The 12812-nt window shown below is 70.0% G+C and carries 10 protein-coding genes; 2 read left to right on the top strand and 8 right to left on the bottom strand.

Annotation, left to right across the window (positions count from 1 at the left end):
- Nucleotides 1-217: 217 nt before the first annotated feature.
- Nucleotides 218-1381: an acyl-CoA dehydrogenase family protein gene (locus AB0F43_RS36000; RefSeq protein WP_360487626.1), complete on the bottom strand. Its 1164-nt coding sequence runs from the start codon at nt 1379-1381 to the stop codon at nt 218-220.
- A 67-nt stretch (nt 1382-1448) separates the two neighbouring features.
- Here AB0F43_RS36000 and AB0F43_RS36005 point away from each other — a divergent pair, with 67 nt between their 5' ends.
- Nucleotides 1449-1835: a MerR family DNA-binding transcriptional regulator gene (locus tag AB0F43_RS36005; protein ID WP_360487629.1), complete on the top strand. Its 387-nt coding sequence runs from the start codon at nt 1449-1451 to the stop codon at nt 1833-1835.
- Nucleotides 1836-1942: 107 nt separating this feature from the next.
- Here AB0F43_RS36005 and AB0F43_RS36010 read toward each other — a convergent pair whose 3' ends face one another.
- Nucleotides 1943-2557, bottom strand: coding sequence for a hypothetical protein (locus AB0F43_RS36010; protein WP_360487631.1), 615 nt, complete (start codon nt 2555-2557; stop codon nt 1943-1945).
- Between the two features lie 118 nt (nt 2558-2675).
- On the opposite strand from AB0F43_RS36010, the gene AB0F43_RS36015 reads away from it, so the two are divergent.
- Nucleotides 2676-3059 carry a hypothetical protein gene (locus AB0F43_RS36015; RefSeq protein ID WP_360487633.1) on the top strand — a complete coding sequence of 128 codons (384 nt, stop codon included), beginning with the start codon at nt 2676-2678 and terminating at the stop codon, nt 3057-3059.
- Here AB0F43_RS36015 and AB0F43_RS36020 read toward each other — a convergent pair.
- The 6 genes from AB0F43_RS36020 to AB0F43_RS36045 form a co-directional block, all read right to left on the bottom strand.
- Nucleotides 3020-3706, bottom strand: coding sequence for a sirohydrochlorin chelatase (locus AB0F43_RS36020; RefSeq protein WP_360487636.1), 687 nt, complete (start codon nt 3704-3706; stop codon nt 3020-3022). The genes AB0F43_RS36015 and AB0F43_RS36020 overlap by 40 nt on opposite strands.
- Nucleotides 3703-4830 (bottom strand): uroporphyrinogen-III synthase, encoded by a 1128-nt coding sequence (locus AB0F43_RS36025; RefSeq protein WP_360487639.1) that lies wholly within the window; start codon nt 4828-4830, stop codon nt 3703-3705. The genes AB0F43_RS36020 and AB0F43_RS36025 overlap by 4 nt, the downstream gene beginning before the upstream one ends.
- Nucleotides 4820-5149, bottom strand: coding sequence for a nitrite reductase small subunit NirD (gene nirD / locus AB0F43_RS36030; RefSeq protein WP_360487642.1), 330 nt, complete (start codon nt 5147-5149; stop codon nt 4820-4822). Before nirD ends, AB0F43_RS36025 begins: the two co-directional genes overlap by 11 nt.
- Before the next feature lie 91 nt (nt 5150-5240).
- A complete protein-coding gene (gene nirB, locus AB0F43_RS36035) occupies nt 5241-9146 on the bottom strand; it encodes a nitrite reductase large subunit NirB (protein WP_360487645.1) in 3906 nt (1301 codons plus the stop codon).
- Nucleotides 9143-11266 (bottom strand): molybdopterin oxidoreductase family protein, encoded by a 2124-nt coding sequence (locus AB0F43_RS36040; RefSeq protein ID WP_360487648.1) that lies wholly within the window; start codon nt 11264-11266, stop codon nt 9143-9145. Before AB0F43_RS36040 ends, nirB begins: the two co-directional genes overlap by 4 nt.
- Before the next feature lie 115 nt (nt 11267-11381).
- On the bottom strand, nt 11382-12746 hold the full coding sequence (locus AB0F43_RS36045) for an MFS transporter (RefSeq protein ID WP_360487651.1): 1365 nt from the start codon (nt 12744-12746) through the stop codon (nt 11382-11384).
- Nucleotides 12747-12812: the final 66 nt, after the last annotated feature.

Genomic DNA, 12812 nt, shown 5'->3' on the forward strand with positions numbered 1-12812 from the left:
CTCCCGCCCTGGACTGAGGAGCGGAGGGAGCGCAGCGACCGGAGTGACGAGGGAAGGGCGGGAGCCGAGGGCCCCATGACCCGCCGGCGCCGAAGGCCCGGCCAAAGACACAGCGACGAGGGAAGGCCGGGAGCCAGAGCCCCATGACCCGCCGCGCCGGAGGCGGGGCATCAATACGGTCATACAGTCATCCTGACATTCGGCGATCGCAAGGCCGTCATTCCACCGGGAGCCCGAGGCTCCGGGCGATCAGCATCCGCTGGACCTCCGACGTCCCCTCGCCGATCTCGAGGATCTTGGCGTCGCGGTAGAACCGGGTCACCGGGTACTCCTCCATGAAGCCGTAGCCGCCGAACACCTGGGTCGCGATCCGGGTCGCGGTCACCGCCGACTCGGTCGCGTACAGCTTCGCCACCGACGCCGCCTGCTTGAACTCCTGCCTCGACGCGTTGGCATCCTTCAACGCGGCGGCGCGGTACACGAGCAACTCGGCCGCGTCCGCCATCACCTTGAGGTCGGCGATCTGGAACGCGACACCCTGTTTACGCCCGATTGGCACCCCGAAGGTCTTGCGCTCACCGGCGTACTGGACCGACATCTCCAGGCAGGCCCGGATGCAGCCGAGCGCTACCGCCGCGATCGCGACCCGCCCGTCGTCGAGCGTGGCGAGGAACTGCCCGAAGCCCTTGCCGCGCTCACCGAGCAGATTGCCCGCCGGCACCCGGCAGTTCACGAACGACAGCGGATGCGTGTCGGAGGCGTGCCAGCCGAGTTTGTCGTACGCCGCTTCTGCCGCGAAACCCGGCGTACCACTCGGGACGATGATCGTGGAGATCTCCGGCTGCCCGTCCGGCTTCTCACCGGTCCGGGCGGTCACCGTCACGCAGGAGGTGATGCTGGAGCCGGAGTTGGTGATGAACTGCTTGGCGCCGTCGATCACCCACTCGTCGCCGTCGAGCACGGCCCGGGTCTTCGTCGCGCCCGCGTCCGAGCCCGACTCCGGCTCGGTCAGCCCGAACCCGGCCAGCGTCCGGCCGGCCACCAGATCCGGCAGCCACTGCTGCTTCTGCTCGTCGGTGCCGAAGGTGAGGATCGGGTTGATACCGAGCCCGACCGCCGCCTCCAGGGTGATCCCCATCGACTGGTCGACCCGGGAGATCTCCTCGATTGCCACGCACAAACTGGTGAAGTCCCCGCCGGAGCCGCCGTACTCCTCCGGGGCGGTCAGCCCGAACAGGCCCAGCCTGCCCATCTTGTGCACGACCTCCACCGGGAAGTAGTGCTTGCGGTCCCACTCCGCCGCGTGCGGGGCGATCTCAGCCTCGGCGAAGTCGCGGACGCTGGCGCGGAACTCGCGGTGCTCCTCGGACAGTTCGAACATGACGCACTCCTCGTGCTTGACGCTTACGTAAACGTAAAGCACGCTGGGGTATGTGCACAATATCCGGGTGCCCGCTCAGACCTGGTCGATCGCCGAACTGGCCGCCGAGTACGACGTCACTCTGCGGACCATCCGGTTCTACGAGGACCGCGGTCTGCTCACGCCTGAGCGCCGCGGCACCGTGCGCGTCTACCACCCCCGCGACCGGGTCCGCCTCGGCCTGATACTGCGCGGCAAGCGCCTCGGCTTCTCCCTCGACGAGATCGCCACCATCGTCGACATGTACGACGCCGAACCCGGCGAGGAAGGCCAGCTCGTCTACCTCCTCGACCAGATCACCACCCGCCGGGCCGACCTCGAACAACGCCGCCAAGACATCGAAGAAACCCTCCACGAACTAGCCGAGGTCGAAGCCCGCTGCCAAGCCGACCTCAAGGCCCTGCGCTCCCGCTGAGCCTCACCGAGTCGTCGATCATCGGAAACAGATTTGCACCTGGTGGCAGTGATCCTCCGGAAACCGCGCCAACTCCATCCGGGGACCGCTTAGTGCCGGCGGCGGGCTCAGGCTGGTAGTCGGCGGAGCCAGGTGATCGGGCCGATCTGGATTCGGGCGCCCGCGGTGCCGTTCCAGGTGACTGGGAGGGAGTGGGACTCCAGTACTGCGACCACCTGCCGGCCGACCTCGACGACCTGGTCGGCGAACCTGTCGCGCTCCGGCTCGAATGGCCCGTAGGCGAGGAAGAGGTGAGCCGGGTCGTCAACCAGGGTCTCGGCATCCTGCTGGTGAAAGAACACGTATCCCGACGACAGCCGGTCGGCCGGCCGTTCGTCGGCGATCTCCGCCGTACCGCACGTCTGGCAGCAGGTGAAGTTCATCCGGGCAATCACCCCGGCTGTATCCAGCTCGTCGAACGCGGCCGCCAGCCTGTCCGCATCGGTGCGCTCCGGCCAGGACTCCTGCTCGGCCAAGCGAGCCTGCCACAATTCCCCGACCAGTTGCTCGAGCTGCTCGTCGGTGACCGGCAGTTCGTCGTCGTCGCGGTAGTCGGTCGCGTAGTCGACGACCTCGGCCCGCTCGTAGAAGCCGGGCCGGATCCAGGCCTCGATCTTGCCCCGGAGCCCCTCGATCGCGTCCGGGTCATCGGTGTCGCGCGTCAGTTCCTCGAAAATCCCCACCCCCGAAGACTAGGCCGTGGTTCCCCGGCGGTGGACGGACTCGTAGCAAGGCCCTCGTCGATCCGATGGACACCCGTTCGTGTAGGGGGTGAGACGACAACTACTCGAGGAGGCAGTGATGGGTGAGATCAGCGTTGTGTGCAACCTGACGCTCGACGGCGTCATGCAGGCGCCGGGACTACCGGACGAGGACCTGCGCGGCGATTTCCCGTACGGCGGCTGGGCCGCACCGTACAGCCAGGACGCGATGGGCCGTGTGCTCGGCCAACGCGCCGGCCGTTCCGGCGGCATGTTGCTCGGCCGCCGTACCTATGAACAGTTCGCCGCCTTCTGGCCCAAGCAGCCGGACAACCCGCTGACTCTCGGCACGGGCCAGCGCCTCTTCGAGCACTACCAAGCGCTGGAACTCACCGACAGCATCACCACGACAACTGGTGTCGTGATCGGTACCTACAGGCCGGCTCAGACTGCGATGGCGGCTTCCCGGAACGCGGACTCGTAGCGGCGTAGTGCGAGCTCGGCCAGGCGCGGGTCGGCGCCGAGGGGTGGGCTTACGGGGCGGTGTGCGGCGAGGCGGCGGACCTTGTCGGCGAAGTAGCCAGGGGCCAGCAGGTAGGTAGCTACGGCTACCCGCCCCGGTGTGCGGGCCAGGACCGAGGTGAGGTGTTCGCCGGCGCCGGAGACGTAGCCGACTTCGACTGGGCGGTTGACGCGGGCCGACAACAATCCGGCTGTTTCGGTGCAGTCCTTGAGCGCTCGGGGATCGGAGGAGCCCGCGGCGGCCATGACGACGCGGTCCACCTGGCTGAGGTCCCCCAGGTGGTCGGCCATGATGTCGGCCAAGACCGGGTCAGGCCCCAGCGCCGGCGCGGCCTCGACCCGGCCGGGCCAGCGGCGGACCTCGGCGGCGATGTCGACGTACACGTGGTAGCCGCTCGACAGCAACAGCGGCACCACGATCGCTTGGTTGCTGTCGGCAACTACACGGCTGACCAGACCCGGCAGCGCCGGTACGTCGACGTCGACGAAACCCAGCGAGACCGGGACGTCGGGCCGCCGCTGGGCCATCAGGCGGACCAGCGCGTGCACCTCGCGGATGCCTCGCGGATCCGCCGTACCGTGGGCCGCCGCGATCAGGTCGGTCGTCATGACGCCACTCCGGACGACTCGACCGCGAGGCGGTAGCCGCGTCGTACCACTGTCCGCACCAGCTCCGGGCGACCCACCGCCGTACGCAGTCTGTTCACCGTGACCTCCACCGCATGCACGTCCTCAGCACCAGGAAGCACCGCGAGCAGCTCCGGTCGCGACACCACATCACCACCGGCCGCCACCAGGGCGGCCAGTACGGCGCGCGGCCCTGGACCGAGTGGCAACACCACACCGTCCAGGACCGCCGCACCACCACGAATCACCAGTTGCCCGAACTCCGTCTCGATCGACCGCGCGTTGTCGTCGGTCAGCCGATCGGTCACGATCCGGATCAACGCACCCAACCGGAACCGGTCCGGGACCAGCGGTTCCAGTCCCAACGCCACGAAGGGGCCGGCCGTCACCGGACCCACGCAGGCGTTCAGCACCCGACCCGTCCGCAACGACGTGAGCAGAGCGTCGTACTGCCCGGACAGCGCCGCGGCGTCGAGCATCGCCTGCGCGCCCGGAGCAGACGTGTGCACCACCGCGTCGACCGCACCGGAGCAGAGCTGACCGATCATCCGCTCGACCAGCGCAGGGTCCGGCGCCGGACCCCAGCGGTACACCTCCAGCCCGCGCACGGACGCCCCAACGGACCGCAGCGAGTCCTGCAGACCCGGGTCGGACAGACCATGCAGTTGTACGACGATCTTCCGCCCGTCGACGCCTTGGTCGCGGAGCCACTCCACCACCTCGGCGGTCGTCTCCGACCGGGCGGACCAGTGCTCGACCAGTCCGGCAGCCCGGATCGCGCCTCTGGCCTTGGGGCCGCGGGCCAGGATGCGCGACTGTTCCAGGGTGCCGAGCAGGTCGGCGGCCAGCCCGGCCGTGTCGGCCGCCTCGATCCAGCCGCGGAAGCCGACCGCCGTGGTCACGACGACGTCGTCCGGCGGGTTCGCGATCACCCGCCGGGTCGCCTCGATCAGCGCATGGTCGTCGGCGACCGGCACGATCTGCAGCGTCGGCGCGTGCAGCACTTTCGCGCCGCGGCGCTCGAACGAGGCGATCAGATCCTCCGCGCGACGGTGCGCGGTGATCGCGATCGTGCAGCCGCTCAAGGGCCCCGGCTTACTGTTCACCGAACGTCACCAGCACCTGTCCGTCGACAACCTCCACCGGGTACACCGGGAGCGACACCGACGGATCGTCCAGGCACACTCCGGAGCGCAGATCGAAGACCTGCTTGAACATCGGCGACGCCACCGTCTGTACGTCGCCCCGGCTGCCGACGATGCCGCGCGACATCACATTCGCGCCGCTGAACGGATCCTGGTTGCCGATGGCGTACACCGAGCCGTCGTGGGTGCGGAACAACGCGATCTGCACGTCTCCGATCAAGGCGGCGACCCCGCGCTCCGGCAGCAGTACGTCGTACTGGCAGACAACGGTCTGACTCATCGCAGTGATACTCATCCACGTCCTCGCTTCGCTCCGGGCGCGGATGAGGCACCAAGCACGCTGTGTTTGATTGTGAACTCGCTTCGCTCCTTCACCGGCGTACCTCCAATCGAGGGCCGGCCAGCAGCACCGGCTCCAGCTGTCCGCGCTCCGCCGGGGTGGCCGGCCGCGGCTGGTTGCGCTCGACCACGTACCGCAGGTCGGCGTCGGGCTGGTCCGGCGCGTTCACGAAGGACACGAACCGGGCCAGCTTGTCGGGGTCGTTCAGGGTCGCCCGCCACTCGTCGACGTAGGCGTCGACGTGCTTGGCCATCGCGGCGTCCAGGTCGGCGGCGATGCCGAGGCAGTCGTTCAGGACGACGTCGCGGACGTGGTCCAGGCCGCCCTCGATCTCGTTGATCCAGACCGAGGTCCGCTGCAGCCGGTCGCCGGTGCGGATGTAGTACATCAGGAACCGGTCGATCGCCTGGAACAGCTCGTCGTCGCTGAGGTCCGAGGCGAGCAGCTCGGCGTGCCGCGGGGTCATGCCGCCGTTGCCGCCGACGTACAGGTTCCAGCCCTTCTCGGTCGCGATCACGCCGACGTCCTTGCCGCGCGCCTCGGCGCATTCCCGCGCGCAGCCGGAGACACCGAGCTTGAGCTTGTGCGGCGACCGCAGCCCGCGGTACCGCAGCTCCAGCGCGACCGCCATCCCGACCGAGTCCTGGACGCCGTACCGGCACCAGGTGGAGCCGACACACGACTTCACCGTCCGCAGCGCCTTGCCGTACGCGTGACCGGACTCGAAGCCCGCGTCGACCAGCCGCTTCCAGATCGCGGGCAGCTGCTCGATCCGGGCGCCGAACAGGTCGACCCGCTGGCCGCCGGTGATCTTGGTGTAGAGGCCGAAGTCGCGGGCCACCTCGCCGATCGTGATCAGGCCCTCCGGGGTGATCTCGCCACCCGGGATACGCGGGACGACCGAGTAGGTGCCGTCCTTCTGCATGTTGGCCATCACGTGGTCGTTGGTGTCCTGCAGCGTTGCCCGTTCGCCTTCGAGGACGTGCCCCGCCGGGTCCAGGCTGGCCAGGATCGACGCGACCACCGGCTTGCAGATGTCGCAGCCGCGACCGGTGCCGTGCCGCTCGACGATCTCGCTGAACGTCCGCAGCTCGGTCACCCGGACCACGTCGAACAGCTCAGCCCGCGACAGCGCGAAGTGCTCGCACAGCGCCTTGCTGACCTCGACACCGGCCTTGGTCAGCTCGGTGTTCAGCAGGTTCTTCACGATCGGCAGGCACGAGCCGCAGCTGGTGCCGGCCTTGGTCTTGCCGCACACCGACTTGATGTCGGTGCAGCCCTCGTCCCGGACCGCGCACCGGATGGTCCCGGCCGACACGTTGTTGCAGGAGCAGACCGCCGCGTCGTCGGGGAGCTCGAGCTTGACCGGCCCGGCGCCCTCGGGCAGCAGGAACGCCGCCGGGTCCGCGCCGAGCTCCCGGCCGACCATCGGCCGCAGCCCGGAGTACGCCGACGCGTCGCCGACAAGGATGCCGCCGAGCAACGTCCGCGCGTCGTCGGACAGCACCAGCTTCTTGTAGACACCCGCGATCGGGTCCGCGTACACGATGTCGAGCGCGCCGTCCGACGTACCGAAGGCGTCGCCGAAGCTGGCCACGTCGACACCGAGCAGTTTCAGCTTCGTCGACGTGTCCGCACCCGGGAAGGTCGCCTCGCCGCCGAGCAGCCGGTCGGCCACGATCTCGGCCATCGTGTAGCCGGGTGCGACCAGACCCCAGACGCGGCCTTCGATACAGGCGACCTCACCGATCGCCCAGACACCAGGCACCGACGTCCGGCAGGCCTCGTCGACCACGACACCGCCGCGCTCGCCGACGGTCAGGCCGGCCTCCCGGGCCAGCTCGTCGCGCGGCCGGACACCGGTCGCGAAGACCACCACGTCGGCCGGCAGATCGGGGCCGTCGGCAACGGCCATCGCCCGCGCGGCACCCTGGGAGGTGAGCTTGACCCGGGTGCACTGCGTCGACACCAGCACGTCGACATCGAGTCCCTCGATCAGCCGGGCCAGCGCGGCGCCGCCGCCCTCGTCCACCTGCAGCGGCATCAGCCGCGGCGCGAACTCGACCACCTTGGTCGCCGCGCCGAGGGCCCGGAGCGCACCAGCCGCCTCGAGCCCGAGCAGGCCACCGCCGACCACGACGCCGTGGACGTCCTTGCCCTCGCTCCGCAGCCGCTCGACGTACACCCGCAGCGCGGCCACGTCGTCGATCGTGCGGTAGACGAAACAGCCCTGGGCGTCGTTGTTCTTGACCGGCGGCACGAACGCCGACGAACCCGTCGCCAGGACCAGTTCGTCGTACTCGATCTTCTCGCCACGAGCGGTGGTCACGACCTTGGCCGCGCTGTCGAACGACGTGACCTGCACGCCCTTGCGCAGCGTGACCGCGGGGTCGTCCCACAGTTCCGGGTCGCCCAGCGACAGGTCGTGCGGGTCGCGGCCGGAGAAGTAGCTGGTCAGCGCCACCCGGTCGTACGGCAGCCGCGGTTCCTCGGCCAGCACGGTGATCCGCCACTGGATCTCGGTGTCCCGGGAACGCAGCGCCTCGACCAACCGGTGAGCGACCATTCCTCCGCCCACCACCACTACGTGCCGGGCCTTGTTCAGCTCTGTCATCGTCGCCCTCCTGGCTGGAACTGGTTCGGTCTCGCCGCGGCGGAAGCGGTCGAGCAGATCGCCGACGGCGCCGGTGCAACTGCCGCACCCGGTCGTCGCCCGCGTCTTCGCGGCGATGCCGGCGACACTGTCGGCACCTCCACGCCAGGCCGCCTCGATCGCGGCCCTGGTGACCCCGTTGCACCGGCAGACGGTGGCCACCTTCTTCGTCGGTACGTCGGGCGCCGCCAGCAACCCGTCGGCGGTGACCGGCGTACCCCGGTCCGCCAGCAGCACGAGCTCCGCGGCCACGTCGGGAGCCCCGACCGCGACGGCGGAGCGGACGATGCCGTCCCGCAGGACGGCGCGGACGTATCGCTCACCGTCCTCGAGCCGCACGACCTCGCCCTCGTCCTCTTTGCCACCGAGGACAAGCAGATCCAGGCCGCCCGCCGTCACGCGCACGACCTCGTAGTCCGGTACGTCGGCCGGCGTGCCGAGCAAGTGCTGTGCCAGCGCCTCGGCCTGAGCCCACGCCGACGCGACCGTGCCGGTGACGCGACCGTCGATCTCGGCGCAGTCGCCGATCGCATGCACGCGCGGGTCGTCCGGGCTGGTCAGCGTCTGATCGACGACGATGCCGGTCCGGACCGTCAGGCCGGAGGCGAGGTTGGTGCGCGGCTTCACTCCGCACGCCACAACCAGGAGCTCGCCGAAGACCTGCCGGCCGCCACGCAACCGCAGCGCCCGGAAGCGCTCGTCTCGCAGATCGGTGCCCTCGAGGGTCGTGTTGAGCAGCACCTCGACGCCGAGCTCGCGCACCGCGCGGGTGATCCGGCGACCGGCGGAGAGCCGGATCATCTTGTCCAGCAGGGTTTCGCCGTCGTGCACCAGCGTCACCGCGACGCCCCGCTCGCGCAGTGCGCACGCCGTCTCGACGCCGAGCACACCGCCACCGAGGACCACGGCACGCCGTACGCGGTTCGCCCGGTCGACGACCGCCGCGGCGTCGGCAGCGGACCGCAGGGTGAGGATCCCCGGCGCGTCGGGAACACCCTTCGGCACCATCGGCGTCGCACCCGTCGCGAACACCAGCTGGTCGTAGGCCCACTCGCGACCCTCGACATCGGTGACCACGCGCCGGTTCCGATCCACCCGGGCCGCGGTCGCGACGGGTTCGGCTCCGATGACCGGTTCGGCCGCGCGGCCGGCGACGTACTCGGTCAGGCGGCCGCGGTTGTACGACCCCTCGTCGCCGAGGACGGTCACGTCGTACGACGGAAGCAGCCCGGCCAGCCGCCGGCCGGCCATGCCCCCTCCGATGATCACGACTCGTTCGTTCATGCCGGAACTCCAGTCGCCGGAAGGCTGGCGGCTGTGACTTCGACGGCACAGGCCTTGAACTCGGGCATCCGGGACACCGGGTCGAGAGCGTCGTTGGTGAGCTCGTTGACCGCGCCGGCGCCGCCGTAGTGGAACGGTACGAAGACCGTGTCCGGTCGTACGTCGGCCGTCACCCGGGCCGGGAGGATCATCGAACCGCGCGCGGTGCGCAGCTGAAGCGGACGCCCGTCGGAGATCCCCAGCTGGGCTGCCACCCGCGGGTGGATCTCGGCGAACACCTCGGGCTCGGCCTCGTCCAGCTCCGCCACCCGGCGGGTCTGGGCACCACTCTGGTAGTGCTGCAGCAGCCGGCCCGTGATCAGGTAGACCGGCGCCGCCGCGTTCAGGTCGTCCGCGACCGGGCGGTGGTCGACCGCGACCACGTGCGCGCGGCCGTCCGGCGTACTGAAGGAGTCCGCGAACAGCCGCGGCGTACCCGGGTGACCTTCGGTCGGCACCGGCCAGAACAGCGCCTCACCGGCGTCGATGCGGTCCCAGGTGATACCCGAGTAGTCGGCCTTGCCGCCCTTGCTGGCGAGCCGCAGCTCCTCGAAGATCTCGGCCGGGTCGGTGGAGAACGGCACCGGGCATTCGAGCCTCGAGGCCAAACCGGCGAAGACTGCCAGGTCGCTGCGAACGTCACCGGGTGGAGAGATGGCGGCCCGGCGACGGATCACCCGGCCCTCGAGCGAGGTCATCGTGCCCTCCTCCTCGGCCCACTGGGTGACCGGGAAGACGACGTCGGCCAGCAGAGCGGTCTCGGACGGTACGACGTCCGCCACCACGAGCAGGTCCAGAGCCGAGAGCCGCTCCCGCACGGACGCCAGCCGCGGCGCCGACACCAGCAAGTTGCTGCCGTGAACGAGCAGGGCCTTGGGGCCGCCAGGCGTCCCCAGCGAGTTGATCAGTTCAACCGCGCTCTTCCCCGGGCCCGGCAGTTCCTCGGCATCGACACCCCAAACCGAAGCCACGTAAGCCCTTGCGGCCGGGTCGGCGATGCTGCGGTAGCCAGGAAGCTGGTCGGCCTTCTGACCGTGCTCCCGACCGCCCTGACCGTTGCCCTGACCAGTGATGCAGCCGTACCCGCTGCCAAGGCGACCGGGCAGGCCCAAGGCGAGTGCAAGGTTGATACATGCCGTCACCGTGTCGGTGCCCTTGCTGTGCTGCTCGGCACCGCGACCGGTCAGGATGAACGCTCCGGCGCCCCCGTGCACGGGTGCCGCGGCCGCAAGGACTCGCGCCGCCCGCCGGATCGTCGTGGCCGGTACGCCGGTCACGCGTTCCGCCCGCTCGGGCCACCAGGCGGCGGTCGAGCGGAACAGCGCGTCCGGATCGTCAGTGCGCTCGGTCAGGTACGCCGTATCCGCAAGACCTTCCTGCAGTACGACGTGGGTCAGCGCGAGCACGAGAGCCAGGTCGGTCCCGGGTGTCGCCTGGAGGTGGATACCGGAGCCGTCCTCGGTCAGCGTGGCGGTCGCCGTACGGCGCGGGTCGACGACCAGAAGCCCACCCGAGTCACGGACGCCGTCGAGGTGTGCGACCGCCGGCGGCATCGTCTCGGCGAGGTTGCTGCCGACCAGCAGGACGGCCCCGGCTCCGGCGACATCGGCCAGCGGGAACGGCAGCCCCCGGTCGATCCCGAAGGCGCGGTTCGTCGCGGCCGCCGCGGACGACATGCAGAACCGGCCGTTGTAGTCCACGTTCGCGGTCTTCAGCGCCACCCGGGCGAACTTGCCCAGCGCGTACGCCTTCTCGTTGGTCAGCCCACCGCCACCGAACACCGCGACCGCGTCGTTGCCGTGCTCGGCCTGCAGCCCCCGGATCCGGCCGGCGACGAAGTCGAGCGCCTCGTCCCAGGTCGCGGGCACCAGGTTGCCGGCCGCGTCCCGGACCAGCGGCGTGGTGAGCCGGTCCGGCACGGTCAGCACCTCGGGAGCAGTCCAGCCCTTCCGGCACAGCCCGCCCTTGTTCGTCGGGAAGTCACGGGGCCGCACCTCCACCGCACCCGGCCGGTCGACCGGGTGCAGGGAGGTGGCGCACTGCAGGGCGCAGTACGGACAGTGGGTGGGGGTTGCCGTCATGGGGCCTCCCGACCTGGACTGAGGAGCGGAGGGAGCGCAGCGACTGGAGCGACGAGGGAAGGGCGGGAGTCAAAGCCCCAAGACCCGCCGCGCGGCAGCGCGGCATTCAACACCGTCACACGCGCTCCTGGCTGAGCGGGCCGCTCTTGCGGAGGTAGCAGAAGTACGTCACGGCCAGGCAGACCACGTAGAAGCCGCAGAAGACGTACAGCGCGGGGATCAGCGAACCGAAGTTGCCTGTCGACATCGCGAACCCGCGCGGGACCAGGAAGCCGCCGTACGCGCCGACCGCCGAGGCGATCCCGATACAGGCCGCCGCCTCGCGCTTGGCCCGGCCCGGGTCATCCGGCGTGGTCAGCCGGAACACCGCGGGGATCATCCGGTACGTCGACCCGTTGCCGGCGCCGCTGGCGACGAACAGGACCAGGAAGCTGAGCAGGAACGCGGTGAAGCTGCCCGCGTTCAGCGACGCGATCGCGGCCAGGATGCCCACGCCCATCACCACGAAGGCGCAGACCGTGACCCGGGCACCGCCGAGCTTGTCGGCCAGCTTGCCGCCGAACGGGCGGGCGACCGAGCCGACCAGGGCACCGAGGAAGGCGACGTGGGACACCGTGATGTCGGGGAAGCTGGTCTTGATCAGCAGCGGGAACGCCGCCCCGAAGCCGATGAACGAGCCGAAGGTGCCGATGTAGAGGAACGAGATGATCCAGGTGTGCGGCCGCTTCGCCGCCGCGATCGAGGTGAAGAACGACGAGCTCGCGACGGACAGGTTGGCCATCACCTTCCAGGCCAGGAAGGCGGCCAGCAGGACCAGCGGGATCCACAGCAGGCCGGCCCGGTTCAGCGACAGCCCGGCGCCGAGCACGATCACCACCGGCACCACCAGCTGGACCACCGCGACGCCCAGGTTGCCGCCGGCCGCGTTGATGCCGAGCGCGAAGCCCTTCTCCTTCTCCGGGTAGAAGAAGGAGATGTTCGTCATGCTGCTGGCGAAGTTGCCGCCGCCGACACCCGCGGTGGCCGCGACCAGCGCCATCAGCCAGAACGGCGTGTCCGGCTGGGTCATGAAGTAGGACAGCCCGATGGTCGGGATCAGCAGCAGCAGCGCGGACACGATGGTCCAGTTCCGGCCGCCGAACCGCGGTACCGCGAACGTGTAGGGCAGCCGCAGCGTCGCGCCGACCAGGCTCGGCAGCGCGACCAGCCAGAACAACTGGTCGGTGCTGTAGCCGAAGCCGGCCCGCGGCATCGAGACGACCACGATGCTCCACAGCTGCCAGACGGAGAAGCCGAGGAACTCGGCGAAGATGGACGGCCAGAGGTTACGCCGCGCGACCGCACGGCCCTTCTCGGCCCAGAAGGTGGCGTCCTCAGGGTCCCAGACGTCGATCCAGCGGCCGCGCCGCGGCGCCTCGACGGTCCCCACCGCGCCACTTCCGTCGCGGGTAGTGACGTCTGGTCGTGCCTCGAGCGTCATCGTTTGTCTCCGATCATCCGACCTCACTGATTAGGCCAGGACGCTATGACCGGGGTGTTTCCGCGT

Source organism: Kribbella sp. NPDC023972, assembly GCF_040639075.1.
In the GTDB taxonomy this organism is placed as follows: Bacteria; Actinomycetota; Actinomycetes; order Propionibacteriales; family Kribbellaceae; genus Kribbella.